The organism is Variovorax sp. Varisp46 (assembly GCF_059491885.1).
Genome location: NZ_CP168515.1, coordinates 5,425,469 through 5,443,407 on the forward strand (window position 1 = coordinate 5,425,469; position 17,939 = coordinate 5,443,407).

The window sequence follows — 17,939 nt, forward strand, 5'->3', positions numbered from 1 at the left end:
TGACCTTGGAAGATGAGGAAGTCGTTGGTTTTGAACGCGGCGTTGCTGTCATCGTCGGCCGGTTGTTCAACGAGAAGTCTACTGGCCCAAGGCTCGTGCTCTTCATCATAAAAACCTGAATGCGCGTCACGCCTCCGGGCTTTGCGACGCTCTCTTGCAGAGCGCATCCCTCTTTCAAGACGTGCATGCTTACCTCTCCCTTGATGCTTCTAACATCGCGTCTGCCAGGCCAGCGAAGGTTCAGGAGCTTGGCAGTAGCCGGTGGCCTCGTGCATCTTCGGACGAAGCGCTAGCTCGTCCACCACGTCTTCAGCGATTGCCAGATTCCTGCCGGTTTCAGACCCAGCGCGGAACTCGAGTCACGCTCGGCTGACGCTCGTGGCACCTGCGCCGGGACAGCCGGCGCTCCAGGTGGCAAAGTGATCGGACTGGATTTCGTGCTCGAGAAGTAGGCAGCCTTGTTCCGGCGGTCTCGAGACCGACCGAGTTCGATGGCCGCATCCGACATGTTCGCAGCCCACTCGACTGCGCCTCGGTCGATGAAGTAATGGGCGCGGCAGGGGAGAGACCAGTTGCCGACGGAAGGATCGAGGGAGACCGTGTCGCCATCGAAGATCAGCGACCAGTCGGTCGGTGACAACGGTGTCACCACCTCCTGGCCGCAGCCGCACGCGCATCGGTGGATGGCCGTGGCGCATTCCATCGAGACATACAGCACACCCTGTTCCGTCTCGGCTGGGATTTCCTCCACGAAAACATGCGACATGCGTTGCTGCTTCATTCGGAGACCTCGTCGCTAGTCAAGAGATTCATACTTGTGGAATAGGTCGAGTGGTGCTCGATTTCCTCGTCCGCGTAGAAGCCGCACATCTTTTTCCACTTGATGACCGCCAAGACCGCGTTCAAGGCGTTCAGGTCGGCGATTTGGATGTTCTGGTTGTACGCATCCTCTTCCTCGCGATCGGCCATCGAAATCCGCGATGCGATGTGGCACTTCTTGTCAGCGGTGACAGTCGTTACTCGACACACCGCTAACAGCTCTTGCGTTTCTGCGGTGAGTTCGACCCCCATGCCGACGTCGATGAACGACGCACCGGTCGCAACAAGTGCTTCGGCGATCATCTTGCGCGCGCTGCCCTTGTCCACGCAGATGAACACCATGTCGAACCCCTGAATCTCGTGCAGGTTCGTTTCGTCCAGGTAGCCGTTGTGCGCCACGATGTGGGCGTGCATGTTCGAGTAGATGCCCTTGAAGCGTTCGACCTTGCTCACCCGCGTCTCCAGTTCCGCCAGCGAAGCCGCCCCGGGTGACCGAAAGGCGTTGTGCTGCATGAAGACGTCGCCATCGAACAGGTGAATTTCGGTCGCCGGCGTTTTGGCGAGCAGATCGAGCAGGTAAGAACCGGTGCCGCCGAGCCCAACGATCGCGATGCGACGTGCGAGGCGCATCGCGATCGCTTGAATGCCGGCCCGACTCGAGGCGGTATCGACGTACCGGAACACCGATTCATCGGCTCCCGCGGCCACCGGGCGGAAGGTCTGCGCCTTGAGCGCGGGATCGCGGGAGCGCGCTGGAGCACTGATGATCTCGATATAGCGAGTCATCTTGTGGTGGTAGTCGGCGTAGCCATCGGCTGGCTTGTTAGAGAACGAATGGTTGGTGACGATGCCACCCCCCAAATCGGTCATGGCGCTTGCGTGCTTGATCTGCACGATCTCTGTGCCGTTCAGATTGCACGGATGCTCGCCCACAAAGTGGGCGACATGCGAGTTCGGCCTGACCGTGATGTTCCCGCCCAACGTCAGGTTCGAGACAAGGGTGCCCAAGGCCGTTTCACCGCGAGGGTTCACGTACGGGACCGAATGAACAAGCAGATGCCCTGCCCGGACTTCGACCTCGTACCCCTCGTCGCGAAGGCGCTTGAGGTCAGGACTACGATTTATCAGTGAATGTGACATTGAAGAGCATCCCGTCTTTGATGTAAACCGAACCGCCCTCGACCAGCGTGCCCTCGGGGTTGGTGGTCGGCCCGCGCTTGAACGTCACGGTGTAAACGCGCGAGTCGGTCGTCGCAGCGTCTGCGAATGCCAGCTTCACCACTTGGTCGAACGTCAGCGTTTCGGTGTGAACGTGGTGCGGCCTGGTGTTCACCTTGACCGTGATCGTGCGCAGCGCCGTGTAGAACCGCTCCACACCGGGCGCCGAGAGGTCGAAGAGTTCGGCATCGCCGATCAGGCGGTCCTTGCCGCCGCGTGCATCGAGCCAGACCGCGAAGGTCGCGAGGTCGACGCCGGCCAGCTTCTTCAGCGTCAACCCCGAAATGCGGGTTGCACCCCACTCAACAACGCGGTCGTCCAGCTCGAAGCGGAAAGAGCGGTCGTTGCGGAAAACGAGGAACCGCTCCACGCCGGAGCTGCGCAGATCGACCGTCTGGTCGGGGCCCAACTCCTGGAGGAGGCCGTTGTACGACATGAAGAACAGCAGGTGCTCCAGGGTGTCGCGCACATCGGCCGCCTCGAGGATCTGGCGACCCGTCGGAACGGGATCGGCAATGACCACCGGTCGGAACTCCAGCTTTTCGTCACCGATGAGCATGCCGTACGGGCCATGACCACGGATCTCGCGCCCGGCGCTCAGCGCCTGCAGCACATCTTCCACACCATCTTCAAAGTTCTTGGCCATGGGGCCCGTCCTTTCTTGCGCCGCGAGGAATCCCGCGGTCTGTTGCTAATGTGACGGCGCGTGCTAAGTTTGTCAAGCAAAAACATTGCATGCTTGAAAAAATTAGCATTCGGGATAGACTGAGGTTGTCGGGCGGTGGACGAAACCGCGTTCGTCGCTGTCGGCATCCAACGAGGAGAACGTGAAGCCAACACTTGGCCAATATCTGGCGTCTATCCGACAGGACAGAAAAATGTCACTCCGGCAGGTGGAGGAGGCCAGCAGCAAGGAGGTATCGAATGCCTACCTCAGTCAACTTGAAACAGGAAAGATCGCTCAGCCGAGCCCCAACGTGCTGAACACTCTTTCGGAGATCTACGGAATCGACTACGTCCAATTGATGGAACTAGCGGGCTACTTATCCCCCTCGGCTGCGCGCGAAGCGACGCAGCGCCACGGACGGCTTGCGACGTTCGCGGAGCACAACCTGACACCGGATGAAGAAGGTGAACTCATGAAATATCTGCAATTCCTGAGAATGAAAAAGCCACCATGAGAAAAGAGGACGACAGCAGCTTGCTACCGGCCGAACTGCAGGCCGTAGAGGAGCGCGCCCGGCAATCGCTCGACAAAGCAGCGGCATGGGGTCGCTTTCCTACGCCTGTCGATGACATCGTTTCGGCAGCAAAGCTGCGTGTCGCCCCTAAGGGCCTCTTCGATCCAGAACGCCTGCTGGCGTATGCCAAGGCGAAAACCGCCAAGGCATTCTTTGCGGTGAAGACTGCACTTTCGAAAATACTCGGTCTCTACGATGCGACTGAACAAATCATTCACATCGACGAGTCAGTCGGCCTGAGCAAGCAAAAATTCCTGACGCTTCACGAGACCGGGCACCATGAACTCCCGGCACATCGAAAAATTTTCACGTTCTTTCAGGACTGCGAACAGACTTTGGCGCCGGACATCGCCCACCAGTTTGAACGCGAGGCCAACAACTTTGCTCGTTACGCGCTCTTCCAGGGAACTGCCTATCGGCAACTCGCGGCGGACAGCCCGATGGGAATCAAATCGCCGATCAACTTGGCAAAGAAGTTCGGCGCATCCAACTATGCATCGGCGCGCGAATTCGCTCGGACGAATCACCGCTCCTGCGTGGTCTATGTGCTTGAACCTATCGAATTCATCCCTGGGAAGAGCGCATCCGCAGCGGTGCGCCGCATCGAGACATCACCTAGCTTCGAAGTGAGTTTCGGTTGCCCGTCCGATGTACTTATCGACAAAGGGCACGCATTGTTCTCGCTCCTGCCAATCGGCAAAAAGATGACGCGACCGACCACTTTGGTCTACCAGGATAAAAACGGTGATCAGCACGAGTGTCTGGGCGAGGCCTTCGATACCACCCACAACGTTCTGCTATTGATCTACCCGATCAAGGCGCTCACTGCAACGAGCATCCTTGTCCCGGCCGGATTCACGATGTAGTCGTAGCGGTCGAGCGACGCCGGTGCGATGCACCGTCATTCCCCCCATTGAAGGGCTAGGCGCGTCGGGTATGCCACTTCTGTACCTGTCGCGATCGTGGCTGCCTTCTCTGCTGCGACCGCGCGGCGTTGATCAGGAGAGAAGTCGTGCCAAAAAAGTTTGGTCGTGGATGGCTCGTACACCCATGGATGGTCGAGGACTTCGTAAGGCTGCAAGCGGCGGCCCCTGAGGTAGATGTGCTGCTCTGCGGTCGCAACATCCGGAGGCCAGTAGACACCGAAGTGCCGCTGGTTCATATGCTCATAAACCTTGGTGACCTGAGGCGCGCCGCCAATATCTCTAAAGCGCCTTGACGAGAGCACTTCAAAAAAAGCCTCCGCTGGCACCATGCCTAGCTTTGTGTGACGCGCTTTGCCGGCTTTCAAGATTTCGGATATTCGACGGACAGTGGCATTGACAGGGTCCTCGTCGCCGATGAAGGCGATCGACTGACCACCGTAAGATTTTGGGTGGGTTGCTTCAAATTGCTTTCGATCTGGGTGGAAGGCAATCCGCCGCACAAAGAAGTCCCTTTGGCGCACAGAAAATCCGGCGAAGATGAATGCGCAGTCGCCAGGAACCGCCACCGTGGCGTGGTCGGAATCTGAGACGAAATTCAGCGATTGATTCAGCATCGTGAGGATTTGCTGATAGACATCCGCGATGTCGATAACCCTATCCCGCAGGTTTATGAACGACTCAACGTAGGCCGAAATCTGAGCAATCAATGGGTATGTCCAAACGGTGTCCCCTGCGAATGCAATGACGCCATCGCTTCGGCCAATTGAAAATATCTTTGGGCCATAGTCCCAGAGCTTGCCGCCTGTAAGCCTGCTATCGGACATCACCCACAATTCGCGACCGGTCCGGGTCGGTCTGGTCCAAGCGACGACGAGTGTCATAAGTGATCGTTGTTTGAGAGGTTGGCTAGTGCGACGTCATGGACGGGAGCAAGCCACCCTCGCCGAGAGATTGATTCTGCCAACGAACTTGTTGGCTAGGTTCAATTTGCTGCTTCATGACGCTCGGGGAGCAACCGGTGGGAGCGACGCGCGAGCTCGGAGTGCGTTGAATTCTTCAAGGACCGCCGCTTGAATCCGATGATGATCAAAGGGCTCTACGTCGAACATGAACGCAAGGGCTGCTTCGTGACCATCGAAGGTCAGGACTGCATACTCGAGCCAGCTTTGGAAGCCTTCTGGCGGCACCGGCTTGTTGGAGGTGGTTGTCATGGAATTTCCTTTCTGCTGACACGCCGCACACGGAGGAGATTCATCTCGTCAGATCAAGACCGCAAGAGTCTCGCACCGATCGCAGCGCGTCCGAGCTATCGTCCCGCGGCGCCTACCCTTGCAAGGTGGCCTGTAGCTTCACTAGCCGCTGCAGGTACGCCTCAGCGTTCTTTCGCGATGCCCACGGCAGGCAGCCGTCGTTGTACAGGCTGCCTGGATGCGAGGGATGAAAAGCGAAAACCTGCATCCTCGATGAATCAAGGCGCAGGTGCAGGTGCGGATAATCCTGGTATTCGGCCCAGTCGTCAGAGATTTGACCCACGGGCTTGTACCGGCGGTTGACCAGCACGGTCGCATCGCCCTCTAGCTTTTGCGTCAGATAAGGCAACCAGCAACGCATCTCCCAGTTGAGCGTGGTTGCCGCATACACCTTGAAGCGGGGCAAAGAAAGCAGGCAGCGCATGTAGTCCACCGCAAAGTCGACTGCGTTCTGCGTAGAGATAAATCGCCGCGAGAGGTCCTTGACCGCATCACGCGCGACCTCAATGCGGTTGGCGCCACTGTGCGGTGGCAACTGCAGCTTGTGGGATGCCAGGCGCATCTCCTCGGGCGTTCGCATGAAGCGATAGGGAGATGGCGTGCCGTCGGGTTTGATCGAGTGTTTCTTCAATACTGACCAGTTGGGGAAACCGTTGGCGATCGCGATCTGGTCGAGCGCGTGGTGGTGGACTATGCCCAAGCTGCGACCCAGCGGCTTGGCTTGGCGCTTGAAGCACTCGATCTCGGAAGCGGAAAAGGATTTAGCCATAAGAGTTCCATAAGTTGGCCGCTGACAATCGACGCGCCCACACGTCGAGTCCTGCGGCGACCTATGAAAGTCGGCCTGACGTTCGCAATTGCTTGCGAACCACGTTGCTGAAACAGCTTTGCCGATGTGGGCGGGCTGGCCTACGTTGAAGGCCATACGCCATCTTATCCAGAAGGTCCCACTTCAGGCAATAGCCGGATTGAGCTGCGATTGCTGGCACTAAGACCTTGGTCAGATGCAATGCCAGACGGTTGGTGGCGGGCATAACTCGCGCACGCGCCCGCGTGCTGCACAACTGGAGAGCTTAGCTTCTGTGCGTGAGCTCACTGCAGCGAGCTCGCTGGAAAGCTCGAGAGTCTTTAGTGCTTCGCGAGCGCCGATGCGTCGCGGCGCCACCACGCGCTATTGCCCTGCGGTATTTCCGCGCTGTATGCTTGCGTCAGGCGACTTCCGGCGCCAGCTGCTCATCTTGGCAAACCCTCACGGGACGGTTGCAAACAACCCATTCCCTGGTTCCCTTTTTGCAGGCGGGCCTTGGCAGTGAGCACCTCGCGCCCGCATGCAGAAATGGAATTTCTCATGCGTTTCATTCCGACGTCCGCCTCCCAGGTGGACACCATGAAAAAAGCTGCCAAAAGGCTTCAGCGCAAAAATGGCGGCAAGCACACCGATCTCCTTAACCGCGTTGCTCGACAGCACGGGTACAACCACTGGCATCACGTGATCACCTGCCAGGAGATCACCGCGTCGCCGGAGGGTAGGCCACTCATTGATCCGACGGAAGTGCTGCTCCAAGCCTGCGGCGACGCGGTGCTTCGTGCGCAAGCGGGTGATGCAAAGATCTGGGTGTCGCCCAGTGACCTTTTCCAGAATGCGCGCCTGGTGATATTCACCACCTCGGATGGCGATGCATGGCTTCTTGAACCCAACGATGGATTGGTCATGTGCCTTTGCTGGCATGGGAAGAAGATGCCCTATCGAATCCGCGATGAGGGGCGCGACGTCGAGATGCTGTGGAACGGCGAGTTTGAAATGCGGGGACCGTTCTTCGAGGTGTTCACGGAACTGCCGGAGATCGGATCCCGGCTGATCGCAGGTTATCCGGTCGACGCCTTGCGCGAGCGCCTGGAAGAAGCCGTCACTTTCGAACGAAAGATGGAGCAGGTCATTTTTCAGACCGACAGCGTGCCGATCGATGAGCAAATCGTTCAGCACTTGGTCCGCACGAAGGACTTCACCCTCGAAGAGGTGAAAAAATTTCAGGCGGACGGCGGCCGGTACTCCCCAAGCCGCGATTCAGTTCTGTTCGGTCCGTTCATGGACGAAGACATGGACGACGACGAAGGTGCGGGAGCGCATGCCGAGCCCTGATGGAGATCAAGAAGATCTTTTGTCAGACTCAAAGCTTTCATTGGCGCGCTCGGCTGTCAGCAGTCGCGAACCCAATCGCCACTCTGCAACCCCACAACGCCGGAGCAGGTCCGCAAGCCGAGCTGCCAAGCCGAAGCCTTGAGTCGCAACGCCGAATCGCGAGAGGAACAGGGCACGCTGCGGTCGCTCGTACCGTTCAAAGCGGGTTCGAGCGCCCATTAGATAGCCTTCCATCCAACCCAGATAATTTCTCGCGAGCTGTCCGCGCGTGTTGTCCGAGTGGGCCGCGTGTCGCCAGTCCTCCAGCAAGTCTTGGCCCCGATCTAGGTCCAGCCTCGAGGTGGCCCTTAACGAGATGCCGAGCCAAGCCGCGGCAGCAATGCAGCATGCATCACGCATGAGGCAGGCACGTTCATCTCTCGCGCTCGTAGCGCTTGCCAGGTCGGAGTTCAAGAGCCCGACGACCGAAAGCATCTCGGTCTCTGACAAGCGACGGGTCATGATGGGATGAGACGCGTCAAGTGCCTTTCCTTCGGTCACGCCCAACATGCGTTTGATGGCGACCTTGGTCACCGGACACGCGGCGCTGCTCAGCAATGCAGCGGCGGCCGATATCTCGCCTGCAGTCGGTCGGTACCGCTTGCGGTCGAGGTGTTCCTTGCAGACGCGCCACAGCCAGTAAGGCACCGGGATCTCGGCCGTGGCGTATTCGTTGCATGTGATTCGGGCCTTGCCCATGGTTCTGACGAAACGTTCGGGCCAGTCCTTGGTCAGCCAGTCGATTAGGTTCAGCATTTGATGTCGCGCCGCTACCGGCTGGCGGTCAAACTTCATGCGAGCGGCGCCCGCCATGGAGTCGAGGATCGGGGCCAGCGGGCGAGGCAGTCCTGCCTTCTGAAGCTTTGCCGCGAGTCGAGGGCGCCCCAGCACGTTCAGCAAGACACGGATACCGTCCCACCAGAGCTTGCTGTGACCCACTGGTACGGGAAGGTCGGACCGCGTCGCATCCTGCGGATCGATAGCGCGCCATTTCGAAATTCGCCGAACAAGGACCGGATTTGCGTCGTCATGCAGAGCTCGGCCGCAGAATTCGCACATCCGCAGTGAAACTGCTCGCGCTCCCGAGAGAATCAATGCGCCACCGCAGGTCAGACACGTGTCGACAAGAAGTCGCATATGCACCGGACAAAAAGTGCTCGAAGTGAGGCGCCAAGCGCTGTGCCAATGCGGCTTCTCGTGCTCCGCCAAGCACGCTGAGCAGATCGAGTATCTGCATCCACGGCCGCCACTGGACATCAACCATCGCCCCGCCGTGCTCCCTGGCATCCCAGTCATGGCCGATAGCGAGATGTCCAGGGCATGCGTTCGCAACCGCTGAAACGCAACGCCTGAGAGTCGCTCCAGGCCTGAAAGTAGCGCCCATCGCTCTGGATCGACATCGACAAGCGCGTGAGCAGAAAGCGGCATGCCTTCGTTCTGTAGCAGCTCGCCGTAGGCGGCAAAACCATTGGCGATCGCTAACCGGAATAGCCACGAAGTCAGTGACTCCGCATGACTCTGGCTTACGATCGGTGCAGGCCTGATGAGCAATCTGGTCAGTTGTGGACGCATCTACAGTGCTCACGCGGTGGCGTTCTCGCAGTGCAGTTCAGGTCTGTCGCGGGCAGGTCAACCGCGTGGGCCCATGCCGTGAAAGTCGGCAAGCCAGCCGTCTATCACTGGTGAATTGTTGTGCTCGTGAACGAGTCGGAAAAAGTCAATCGGGCGACGCACTGCGAAGTCTTCAACAAACCATGCAGCCCGCGAGCGTATCTCGATGGGTTGCAGAAGAAATTTTTGCGCGGCCCTGACCTCGACGCGTCGCGCCAAATTTTTTCGCACCCGCTGCTCGACGAGCGATTCGATCGAGGTGATGCCTGCTTCCGCCAAACCTGCCAGATCTAAAAGACGGCGAAGTGCTCGGCATGGCAGCCCATATGACGGCTGGGATGTGTTCGCCGGGTGACCGTAGATGTCGTGCAGGGTTTGAAGGATCACTCGACTCTGGAAGGCCGCGGTGTCAATCGCAGAGCAGCGGAGATCGAAGCTGCAGTCGCCGCAGTGACTTAGTGGCCAGAGATTTTTCCTTGGCACAGTGAACGCACCGTGGCACTCCGGACAGCGTTCCAGCATGCCGGCGCCGTGAACGTCGCATGCGGTAGTGGTGGCAAGCCGCCAACTTCGTCGCCAGTAAGGCACTTCGTCATGCGCAAGGCACGCGGGACACACGACATGGCGGGCGGCAAAGGTTGGGCGTCGGTCGGGTTTTTCGCAAAGCGCCCACGCGCGCATGATTGTCGGCCCGGATGCGACCGACCGCTGCTCTTTCCCCAGCGACAAGAGCAGTGGCGCGATCTCCGCTGGACTGCGGCGGCTTACCTGGGCCCAGTCGAGTGCCGTCTTCTCGGGACTCGTGGGCGCATCGCTGATCCTGCCGTACGGAGCTTTCGCCCTCGCGCCGAGCATCAACGGGCTCGAGAGCCCGTTTGACTTCTGCAGACGAAAGGCCCACGAGGCCAGCGACTCGCAAGCGCGGAAATCCGACGACGACGTACCGATCGGTTTGGTGCGCACAAGGACCAAAGGGAGGTCGCCGGCCGCGGGCCTGTCCCCTCGCGGCCGCAAGGTGGAAGGACTAGACCTCTTCATACGACAAGCCCTCCTCATGGTTGTCGCCGTCCAAGTAGGTCGGTGCATGAATCTCTCCGACCCTGTTGAGCCGGCGCATCACGAAAGAGTTGTGAAACGGATTGAGCTTTGCAGGGACATCTGCCCAGTAGTAGCGAACGAACATTTTCTCGAGCACGTCGAACGTCAGCGTTTGCTCCTGTTTGGCGAGTTGAGCCATCCTCTTGACCATGAACGCGGTCGTCCGGTGAATACCATCGGTCGCGTAGAACAAGCGCTGCGACACGGCCGAGCTCGCCAGCCATCTGCGGTTTGCATCGCTCATGCCTTGGGCAAGTTCATGTACAAAGCCACGGTACTGCGCAAACCCGTCCCCGAGATTGAAGGGATAGAGCTTGAGCGTTTCGGGCACGCGGGAGCGCAGTTGCCCGTTGTGTGCGAAGAGGGTTTGTGCTCGGGGCGCGCCACCAAACGCCACCGGAATCTTCAAAAGATCGAGAATTTCCTTAAGTGCATCCGCAGCCGATGCGAAGGTATGGGCTTGGCCTCGATCTATCAGATGCTGAACTTCATCGATGCAGACGAACTGGACGCCGCATTCCTTGTAGAGAATTGCCGCGCGTGCGCACAGCTTGTCGGCGGATCCAGCACCAACGTGAATACCAACCGCCTTAAGGAATGCAGCAAAGACACCTTTTCGGGTCGGTTTCGACGGGATCTTGACGAGCACCACCGGTATGCGCGTGACCTCGTCCTCGATCACCGGGGGATGACGAAGGCAGTATTCCTTGAAGATGAACGATTTGCCCACACCCGAGACCCCGAGCAGCCGCATGCTCTGAGGATCGTCGTCGACACCACTGTCGGCATGGCATTCGGCCAAGCGCGCTATAGCGTTCTGAAACGCTGCGGTTTCGATGCAGATCACGATTGACCACCGTTCAATGTTGCTGGTGCTCGCACCACAGTCTTGAAAGACGGGAGCTCGTCTTCATCGCGTGTCGTTGCCGGGGTGTGCTCAATCAGCTCATACAGCGCGCCGGCGGTCGATTGCCTGCCGGAAAGCATCCCGCGGCTGCGCGAGGATAGCCGTCGAGCCGGACTTGCCGGTAGCGGACTCTCCGGGGGGGCCGTCGATGCTTCAGGAGGGAGCGCCAACAGCTTCAGCAGCCGGCGTCTGGTTGCCTGGGTCGATGCCTTCAAGAAGTCCCGCGCCTGATCGCGTGCTTTTACGATGGCTTGCGAGATGGTGATTCTCTGACCCGCTTCACGTGCCTTGTTCCGAACTGCACGAACGGCCGAGATCTGGTAGGCGCTCAATGTTGCCATTGTCTGATCAGTGTTCGGGACTCGCAGGCGTTCTTTCGATTTCGGATCCATCACCCAGATGAAGGCCATGAGGCTTCGATTGAGGCGGACCTGAACAGGCGCGCTCACCGTCCGCTTGCCCGATGTCTTTGGCGCCCTTCGCAGCAGGTTCTGCAAATGGTCGCTGTTGAACATACAGTTTTCGAGTTGAATGCCTTTGGTGGTCAGCGTGCACGTGACGGCTTCGGAGCAAACCACGTCTAGTTCGTCAGGGTCCGCAGGCAGCCGGATCGGCGTCACAGCGGCGCCGCTGCGCCAGGCTTCATAGGGACTCATAACAGCCCCCTGTGATTGCGGGTCATGTAGAAGTCCACGATCCAGCTGTGAAGGAGCTTCTGGAGTTCCTGCAAAGTGATCACGGCGTCGGCTGCTGGGTCCGCACCGTTCGGACGCTTGTAGAAATGGGCGCCGGTTGCGCCCGGAAGGCCGGTGAGCGCGGATTCGTTGAACGTCCGAAAGAACCGCTCGATGCGCGCCTTGTACCAGGGCTCCTTGATTGGACAGTACTGAAGATCGATGCCGAGCTCGAAGCAGGACTGTTTGAGGGAGTGCGAATGAAATTCCGGACCGTTATCGCACTTGAGCACCATCGGCACTCCATGACAGGGCCAATCGCCCTTCACCTCGGGATATCTGTCGCGCAGATAGTTCTTCGGAAGGATGGCATGCTTCAGACAATCCATTGCCGCTTGGGAGGATGTGCCAGTGAAGCCGACATCAAAGCCCATGATCGAACGGCTGTAGTGGTCGATGATGACGGTGAATCGAGGGCGACCCATCAGGACGCCGGTCATGTCATCGACAATGAACAGATCGAGCGTGGTGTGGTCAATCTCCCAGCAGTCGTTAAGGCCGTACAGCTCGGTGTTTTTCCCCGAAGGCCTGTAAGCCGTGAGAGCATGGACGGCCCCTTCTCGTGCGGCAGTGATCTCGTAGCCCGAACGACGCCGGAGACAACGCCTGAACGTTGTGTATGACGGAATCTGGTGCACTCGTTCACTGGGAAGCCACCTGTTCTTTTCGAGAAGTTGCCCCTCAAGAACTTCGTATGCCGTTCGGATGGAATACCGCTCCGTCGTCAGATAGAAGTTGTCGAGCACGCCATTGACTGCTTGCTCTACCTCGGGAGACATGCGCTGTTTCCCAGGACCACCACGGAGTGAGAAGTACGGCATGTGAGCCGCCGGATCGCCGCCCTGAATCTGGACCTGCCTGCGCCAGCGCTTCAAGCTTGACACAGAGGGGATACGTTCTAAACCGAGCGACTTGCGAACTTCCTCGAGCACGTCCTGCAGCTTCTTGTTGCCCGGCTGCAAAGAGGCGCCTGCTGCACGAATGGCGGCCAGATACTTCTGTCGTGCGAAGCCATGTCGCTTGGTTACTTCACTGACGTCGTCCGAAAGGCGCATGGCAACAGTTACCTTGCGCTGCTGGATGGGGAGTTGTGCGCTCTTGACGCCCTTGAGGTTGCCCGAGCGGTAATGGATGTGCAGAGTGGCGATGTCCCATAGCCGTTCGTTGCCTTCCTCGTCGGCGAGGATTACCTGATCGGGATCGACACTCGACCTGACGGTGACCACCTTCTCGAACATTCTGAACTGTTTACTGGACGTGAATGAAGTCAGCTGCATCGAAGCGCTCCTCCAGGCAATAGGTCAAGGGCGAGGCGCACGACATGGCTCGGTGCATGTCGAGATAGACATGACCGAGCGCGAGCATGCGCAGCGAGGAGGTGGCGCCTAGCAGCGATTTGAGCTCGGCGTATGCGGCCGGCTTCGACCGCATCAACTGGACGCGGTCGCGAGCGTCGCGATCTGGCGTACTGAGCGTCCGCAATGCTTGAGTAAGCATGCGGGCGTTGAGGCGGGTGCGAGGGCGTTCGAGCTCGTTTTCAGTGAGCGCCAGAAAGCGGACGTCGAAAGCGCTTAGATGCCGGCTGATAGCGCGGTAGCGGTCCTGGAGGGATTCGTCGGCCAGAAGTCTGGACTGAATGCACTCAATGCACACCAATTGGCCGTCATGTTTCAGGGCAAGCGCATCCGGCGTGTACCGGAACGAAACACCGTGCTGCAGAGGCACATCCATGGTGGTTGGCTGGGTGCACGCGTCGGCGACCAGCCAGGATGCCTCGAGGCGATAGATGAGGTCCCACTCCAGCATGGATTCCCAGTGCATGGCACGTCGAAAACGGGCGGAGGGGAAAATGCCGCGGACACGCAGACCGCTTCGGGTCACTATGCGCCGCGGGCGAAAGGACGGGTCTTGCCCTACCAATTGGGCAAAGCGTCCCCTTAGAGATGTCGTCATGCGACCTCCACAAATCAATAGGCGATGAAATTCCCGGGCGTACGCAAAAATGCGTACGCCGAAGGGGCTTCAGACTTGACGTGGAAGTTAGCCGGATGAGATACTGAACTCGCCCCTAAGCAAGGCCCGTCAGTAAAACGTCGGACTAACGCCGTCTAGCCCTCGCGGTTAGATGGCGTTTTTTATTTCATGGTGATTCCTTCGGCTTGTCTTGGCAAAACTGGTTAGGCGTCGGAATTTCCTTCTGGGAAATCACGGGTAATACTTTTTCCGCATCTACCCGATCCAGCACCGCGGCGATTTCTCGGGTTGACGCGAACAAACCCCTCCGACGTTCAATATCAAGGGGTGTGAAGGGGAGGTTTCCCCGCGTGCGTGCAGTATTCAGCGCGGTCACCGTGGGGTAGTGCAGCACTTTGCACAGTGCTTTCGCGTCCATGATCGGACCGTATTCCGCCCAAAGAAGAGCATGCGTGTTTGGCTCCATGGCGCTTCAGTCTGTTGGGGGTAATGCCAGTTGTGTAGGGATAAGGTCAGGCATCGTAGACCCAAGCCGGTTAAACTTCAACTTAAAACTTTCCAAGTCGGCCGCGTACTCTTTTTTAAGGGCGAGCTTGCTGAAGCGAGGGTTGTCTTATGGGTTGACCATTGGGTTTTTAATTGCGGTTGATGATCAATCGGCAATTGCGATGCAATTCCGATCGCAGTCATGCATTAAAGCAGGTCGTCTAACGGCGAAAACGGCTCTTTTCCCAAACGTACGCGGTCTTAGGAATACCGTTTAACGGCGCTGTAACCAAGGCGATTGCAATTGGCACCCAAATGAGGGGGACGCCCAAGAAGCAGGCCGACGACGTAGCGTTCATGGTCAGCAGCGGCGTTGACGTGGTTCCCGGACTCGGACGTCCTGCCAGTGCAGCCTCGAGCGAACGACGTTTGCCACATCTACTCCGTTAGTCGGCTCGACATGGGTTCCCTGATCGGACTCGAACAGCCAAGGCGTCTGGTCATGGCCGGGGAGGGCACGACATTGCCACAGGGCCGAGCACCGCGCGAACTCGAGCTCACCTAGCTCAGTCATGTATCCGGGCAGAAGTACATGGAGACATGTGGCTTCCCAGGGTTGGTTCGCCAATATGGCCGCGGCGTCGGCCGCGCGGGTGGCCAAGTACCTGCTCCAAAGCTGCATGCCGTCGATTGCCTTGAAGGGTAAGACCCCGATGTACCAGAGGGGCGCATCCATGCAGAGCTCAGCCCAATGAAATCGGCGCATGTGAGCGTCCTCCGACCCAAAGGCTGGGATCGTGATTTCGAAACGCTCGTCGACTTGCAGCATGGATCGGTGATATGTGGAAGATCGTCCGTGGTGCAATAGTACGCATGGCGGGACCATTTTGTCCATGCCTGCACCCTCTCCGAAACACGCGCGAGATCCTGCGCTTGTTGCACTTGGCGCGGCAATCAGATCATTGCGCAAAGCCCGCGGCATCTCTCAGGAAGAGCTTGCCCATCGAAGCCAGCTAGACCGGTCTTACATGAGCAGCGTGGAACGAGGCACGCAGAATCCGGGCGTTATGGCGGTGGTCTGCATTGCCAAAGGGATCGGGGTGTCGGTTGCCCACCTCGTCTCCGAAGCTGGGCTTTAGCCCTAACCTGCAAACAGCATCGCGTATACCGCGGTTTGCTGATGTCGCCATTTCACCGCAGACCGCGAGAAAACACGGGTGTCGTTCGCAGTGCAGTGCATCAAGAATGCCGGGGGAACTCGGAGAGGCCTCAATGACATGTGAAGTAGCTATCGCCAACAAATTGGCCATTGCCCTAGCGGCTGACAGCGCCGTAACTTTTTCAGGGGCAGGGTTGCAGAACACGTACGCCTCTGGTGCAAACAAGATTTTCCAGCTCGCAACACACGAACCTGTTGCGGTGATGGTCTACAACAATGCAAGCCTCAACGAAGTTCCGTGGGAGCTGATCGTCAAAACGTACCGCAAGACACTTGGTGAGGCGGGCTTCCCGAGCCTGAATGCCTATTGCGAGGATCTGACGCGCTTTCTGAACACTTGCCCCGAGGAATTGGTTCCGGCTGCACTCAAGCTTCGCGCAAGCCAAGCTGCATATAGGACCGGCTTCTTCTACGTCATCAAGCTGCTCTATGCCGCGCAGCCCCTACTGGAGCAAGGCGACGCACCGGCTGTGGATCTGCGCCAGGCTTGGGATGCTGCGCTGGAATCATTGCAGCAAATGCTTGAAGCGGCGGAGGTGGCGGAGTCATTGAGCCAAGCCGATCTGGACGAAGCGCTCGCGGAATTCGCCGGTGCCCTTTCGCAGGAGGTTGCCGAGTGGTTGCAGGCCCCGGAGCGCACACACCTTGTCCCCGTCGTCGATACGGCGGCCATCGCGCGCATGGCCATTGAAAGCACCTACAAGCAGGGCTCTAGCTTCCTGAACAGTGGCTACACCGGGGTCGTGATCGCCGGCTTTGGCAGAGATGACTACCTGCCCGGCTACTGCAACTTAAGGTTTTACGGGTACGTAGGCACTCGGGTGCTATGGACCCACAGCGACGAAGGCGTCATCGACTATGAACGACGTCCCTCGCTCATCCAGGCGTTCGCCCGTCAAGCCATGGTCGAGACCTTCACCCAAGGGGCAAGTCCGCAGGTGTGGAAAGCTGTCAACGAGGCCTACGACAAATGGACGGTCGAAATATGCCGCTCAGCCGCGACCGAGGCAGGAGTGGCCTTGGCAGATGAACACATTCTCAAGGCCGTCAACGACAACCGCGCAAATTTCACCGAGGGCTGGACATACGCTGTTTTCGACGAACACCTGAAGCCTCTGTGGCGCGTAGTCGCCGGCCTGAACATCGAAGAGCTGGCAGAGCTGGCGGAAACACTCGTGTTGCTAGAATCTTTGAAGGAAAAAGTAACGCTGAGAACTCAGTCGGTCGGCGGCCCAATCGATGTCGCCGTTATCACCAAGTCCGAAGGGCTTGTGTGGATCAAAAGAAAGCTGTATTTTGAGCCTCACCTCAACCATCGCTACTTCCAGCGTCTTGGTCAACCGAATGGAGTCAACCATGAGCCGCAAGGATGATGACATCGTAGGTTATCCGAGGGGACACGTTTCAAGATTGCAAGAGCATGGAGAAACGTTGAAAGCGCTCAAGCAATCGGAACTCCCCGCAGTGGACTCCCTGGGGTCAAGTGAAATGAGAAGATACCTCGAGCAGCGGCGCGAGTTTGAGCGTCTCGAACGTTCTAGTGCCGTGACTTCGCTAGCTGCATACGAGTAATCAGTTGCGGCGACAGTTTCTGAACGTTGTAGATTTCCGCTTAGCCGATCAGGGCCGCTCTCCACGGCCACCGCGTCGAAGGTGACGGCGCGTCCGTCCGCTGAAGAATCCCGAACGGCTTAGACTAGAGCGGCCAATGGGTCCTCAGCCGCCGTAGCTCGAGTTCGAGGGACCGCAGCTCTTCATTCACCGCTGCTAGCTCGTCGATGGAGTACTCGGTCGTCTGCTGAGCTCCGCCTGTAGGCAAGCCGACAACGTTTACAACCTTGCTCCGGTGCGCCTCGATGCCCCAGCGGCCATGGACAAGTCGATTTCTCTCGGCCCTTGCTATGTGCATGCGCTCAATCCAGCGGTCGTATGCTCCCCTGCGTTTCGAGCCTGCCGGCAGTTTGACCTGCACATGCTTCGCAAGCTCCGCGAGCTTGCCGTGAAACGACATGCCGGAAACCTTTGGCGTCAGGCTTTCCAGGTTCGCTCCGCTGTCGACCCATACGAGGCTAAGACCGAGGTTCACGTCTATGCGGGAGAACTCGAACAGCATGTGCCCGAGTAGGGACGCGGCGGCGCCCTCCATCGCCTCGCGGTGAGCCCAGAGTTCGCCGGCGGTCAGCGTATCGATATCGGGTTGCGGAAATGATTCCAGAGGTCCGCCTTCAAGTACATCAAGTTCAGCTGCAACGCTAGCAAAATCGGCCGGGGGGTGCC

General features: G+C 58.6%; 19 protein-coding genes and 1 pseudogene. 5 read left to right on the plus strand and 15 right to left on the minus strand.

Going from position 1 to position 17,939, the window contains the following annotated elements:
* Positions 1-289: 289 nt before the first annotated feature.
* The 3 genes from ACEN9N_RS25700 to ACEN9N_RS25710 are packed head-to-tail and all read right to left on the minus strand — an operon-like array spanning position 290 to position 2,683.
* On the minus strand, positions 290-781 hold the full coding sequence (locus tag ACEN9N_RS25700; RefSeq protein WP_495654814.1) for a ubiquitination-like system serine protease family protein: 492 nt from the start codon (positions 779-781) through the stop codon (positions 290-292).
* The gene (locus ACEN9N_RS25705) at positions 778-1,959 is read right to left on the minus strand and encodes a ThiF family adenylyltransferase (protein WP_495654815.1); all 1,182 of its coding nucleotides are present in this window, start codon (positions 1,957-1,959) and stop codon (positions 778-780) included. The genes ACEN9N_RS25700 and ACEN9N_RS25705 overlap by 4 nt, the downstream gene beginning before the upstream one ends.
* Positions 1,934-2,683, minus strand: a complete 750-nt coding sequence (locus ACEN9N_RS25710) for a multiubiquitin domain-containing protein (protein WP_495654816.1) — start codon at positions 2,681-2,683, stop codon at positions 1,934-1,936. Before ACEN9N_RS25710 ends, ACEN9N_RS25705 begins: the two co-directional genes overlap by 26 nt.
* A 181-nt stretch (positions 2,684-2,864) precedes the next feature.
* On the opposite strand from ACEN9N_RS25710, the gene ACEN9N_RS25715 reads away from it, so the two are divergent.
* The gene (locus ACEN9N_RS25715; RefSeq protein ID WP_409172376.1) at positions 2,865-3,218 is read left to right on the plus strand and encodes a helix-turn-helix domain-containing protein; all 354 of its coding nucleotides are present in this window, start codon (positions 2,865-2,867) and stop codon (positions 3,216-3,218) included.
* Complete coding sequence (locus ACEN9N_RS25720) at positions 3,215-4,144, plus strand: ImmA/IrrE family metallo-endopeptidase (protein ID WP_495654817.1); 930 nt, start codon at positions 3,215-3,217, stop codon at positions 4,142-4,144. Before ACEN9N_RS25715 ends, ACEN9N_RS25720 begins: the two co-directional genes overlap by 4 nt.
* A gap of 35 nt (positions 4,145-4,179) precedes the next feature.
* Here ACEN9N_RS25720 and ACEN9N_RS25725 read toward each other — a convergent pair whose 3' ends face one another.
* From ACEN9N_RS25725 to ACEN9N_RS25735, 3 genes are all read right to left on the minus strand, one after another.
* Entirely contained in the window at positions 4,180-5,085 is a 906-nt protein-coding gene (locus ACEN9N_RS25725; protein ID WP_495654818.1) for a hypothetical protein, read from the minus strand.
* A gap of 114 nt (positions 5,086-5,199) precedes the next feature.
* Positions 5,200-5,415 carry a hypothetical protein gene (locus ACEN9N_RS25730; RefSeq protein WP_495654819.1) on the minus strand — a complete coding sequence of 72 codons (216 nt, stop codon included), beginning with the start codon at positions 5,413-5,415 and terminating at the stop codon, positions 5,200-5,202.
* Between the two features lie 112 nt (positions 5,416-5,527).
* Positions 5,528-6,223: a hypothetical protein gene (locus ACEN9N_RS25735; protein WP_495654820.1), complete on the minus strand. Its 696-nt coding sequence runs from the start codon at positions 6,221-6,223 to the stop codon at positions 5,528-5,530.
* A 579-nt stretch (positions 6,224-6,802) separates the two neighbouring features.
* Here ACEN9N_RS25735 and ACEN9N_RS25740 point away from each other — a divergent pair.
* Positions 6,803-7,594 carry a hypothetical protein gene (locus ACEN9N_RS25740; RefSeq protein ID WP_495654821.1) on the plus strand — a complete coding sequence of 264 codons (792 nt, stop codon included), beginning with the start codon at positions 6,803-6,805 and terminating at the stop codon, positions 7,592-7,594.
* A gap of 6 nt (positions 7,595-7,600) precedes the next feature.
* Here ACEN9N_RS25740 and ACEN9N_RS25745 read toward each other — a convergent pair whose 3' ends face one another.
* The 8 genes and pseudogenes from ACEN9N_RS25745 to ACEN9N_RS25780 all read right to left on the minus strand — a co-directional run bounded on the left by ACEN9N_RS25745 (position 7,601) and on the right by ACEN9N_RS25780 (position 14,423).
* Positions 7,601-8,533, minus strand: coding sequence for a hypothetical protein (locus ACEN9N_RS25745; RefSeq protein WP_495656447.1), 933 nt, complete (start codon positions 8,531-8,533; stop codon positions 7,601-7,603).
* A 285-nt stretch (positions 8,534-8,818) separates the two neighbouring features.
* Positions 8,819-9,205, minus strand: a pseudogene (locus ACEN9N_RS25750) (TniQ family protein); the annotation flags it as partial.
* Positions 9,206-9,262: 57 nt separating this feature from the next.
* Positions 9,263-10,207 (minus strand): TniQ family protein, encoded by a 945-nt coding sequence (locus ACEN9N_RS25755; protein WP_495654822.1) that lies wholly within the window; start codon positions 10,205-10,207, stop codon positions 9,263-9,265.
* Between the two features lie 61 nt (positions 10,208-10,268).
* Complete coding sequence (locus tag ACEN9N_RS25760) at positions 10,269-11,189, minus strand: TniB family NTP-binding protein (protein WP_495654823.1); 921 nt, start codon at positions 11,187-11,189, stop codon at positions 10,269-10,271.
* Positions 11,186-11,905 carry a hypothetical protein gene (locus ACEN9N_RS25765; RefSeq protein ID WP_495654824.1) on the minus strand — a complete coding sequence of 240 codons (720 nt, stop codon included), beginning with the start codon at positions 11,903-11,905 and terminating at the stop codon, positions 11,186-11,188. Before ACEN9N_RS25765 ends, ACEN9N_RS25760 begins: the two co-directional genes overlap by 4 nt.
* The gene (locus tag ACEN9N_RS25770) at positions 11,902-13,260 is read right to left on the minus strand and encodes a TnsB C-terminal domain-containing protein (protein ID WP_495654825.1); all 1,359 of its coding nucleotides are present in this window, start codon (positions 13,258-13,260) and stop codon (positions 11,902-11,904) included. Before ACEN9N_RS25770 ends, ACEN9N_RS25765 begins: the two co-directional genes overlap by 4 nt.
* Positions 13,232-13,804: a hypothetical protein gene (locus ACEN9N_RS25775; RefSeq protein ID WP_495654826.1), complete on the minus strand. Its 573-nt coding sequence runs from the start codon at positions 13,802-13,804 to the stop codon at positions 13,232-13,234. The genes ACEN9N_RS25770 and ACEN9N_RS25775 overlap by 29 nt, the downstream gene beginning before the upstream one ends.
* Positions 13,805-14,123: 319 nt before the next feature.
* Entirely contained in the window at positions 14,124-14,423 is a 300-nt protein-coding gene (locus ACEN9N_RS25780; RefSeq protein ID WP_495654827.1) for a hypothetical protein, read from the minus strand.
* A gap of 913 nt (positions 14,424-15,336) precedes the next feature.
* On the opposite strand from ACEN9N_RS25780, the gene ACEN9N_RS25785 reads away from it, so the two are divergent.
* Positions 15,337-15,582 (plus strand): helix-turn-helix domain-containing protein, encoded by a 246-nt coding sequence (locus ACEN9N_RS25785; RefSeq protein WP_495654828.1) that lies wholly within the window; start codon positions 15,337-15,339, stop codon positions 15,580-15,582.
* 133 nt (positions 15,583-15,715) lie between these two features.
* Complete coding sequence (locus tag ACEN9N_RS25790; protein ID WP_495654829.1) at positions 15,716-17,035, plus strand: hypothetical protein; 1,320 nt, start codon at positions 15,716-15,718, stop codon at positions 17,033-17,035.
* A 323-nt stretch (positions 17,036-17,358) separates the two neighbouring features.
* Here ACEN9N_RS25790 and ACEN9N_RS25795 read toward each other — a convergent pair whose 3' ends face one another.
* Positions 17,359-17,775 carry a hypothetical protein gene (locus tag ACEN9N_RS25795; RefSeq protein ID WP_495654830.1) on the minus strand — a complete coding sequence of 139 codons (417 nt, stop codon included), beginning with the start codon at positions 17,773-17,775 and terminating at the stop codon, positions 17,359-17,361.
* Positions 17,776-17,939 lie beyond the last annotated feature (164 nt).

Coding starts and splice junctions, on each gene's coding strand:
- ACEN9N_RS25700 (WP_495654814.1), bottom strand. CDS start 781: ATGAAGCAGCAACGCATGTCGCATGTTTTCGTGGAGGAAATCCCAGCC.
- ACEN9N_RS25705 (WP_495654815.1), bottom strand. CDS start 1,959: ATGTCACATTCACTGATAAATCGTAGTCCTGACCTCAAGCGCCTTCGC.
- ACEN9N_RS25710 (WP_495654816.1), bottom strand. CDS start 2,683: ATGGCCAAGAACTTTGAAGATGGTGTGGAAGATGTGCTGCAGGCGCTG.
- ACEN9N_RS25720 (WP_495654817.1), top strand. CDS start 3,215: ATGAGAAAAGAGGACGACAGCAGCTTGCTACCGGCCGAACTGCAGGCC.
- ACEN9N_RS25725 (WP_495654818.1), bottom strand. CDS start 5,085: ATGACACTCGTCGTCGCTTGGACCAGACCGACCCGGACCGGTCGCGAA.
- ACEN9N_RS25730 (WP_495654819.1), bottom strand. CDS start 5,415: ATGACAACCACCTCCAACAAGCCGGTGCCGCCAGAAGGCTTCCAAAGC.
- ACEN9N_RS25735 (WP_495654820.1), bottom strand. CDS start 6,223: ATGGCTAAATCCTTTTCCGCTTCCGAGATCGAGTGCTTCAAGCGCCAA.
- ACEN9N_RS25740 (WP_495654821.1), top strand. CDS start 6,803: ATGCGTTTCATTCCGACGTCCGCCTCCCAGGTGGACACCATGAAAAAA.
- ACEN9N_RS25765 (WP_495654824.1), bottom strand. CDS start 11,905: ATGAGTCCCTATGAAGCCTGGCGCAGCGGCGCCGCTGTGACGCCGATC.
- ACEN9N_RS25770 (WP_495654825.1), bottom strand. CDS start 13,260: ATGCAGCTGACTTCATTCACGTCCAGTAAACAGTTCAGAATGTTCGAG.
- ACEN9N_RS25775 (WP_495654826.1), bottom strand. CDS start 13,804: ATGCACTGGGAATCCATGCTGGAGTGGGACCTCATCTATCGCCTCGAG.
- ACEN9N_RS25780 (WP_495654827.1), bottom strand. CDS start 14,423: ATGGAGCCAAACACGCATGCTCTTCTTTGGGCGGAATACGGTCCGATC.
- ACEN9N_RS25785 (WP_495654828.1), top strand. CDS start 15,337: ATGCCTGCACCCTCTCCGAAACACGCGCGAGATCCTGCGCTTGTTGCA.
- ACEN9N_RS25790 (WP_495654829.1), top strand. CDS start 15,716: ATGACATGTGAAGTAGCTATCGCCAACAAATTGGCCATTGCCCTAGCG.
- ACEN9N_RS25795 (WP_495654830.1), bottom strand. CDS start 17,775: ATGCTGTTCGAGTTCTCCCGCATAGACGTGAACCTCGGTCTTAGCCTC.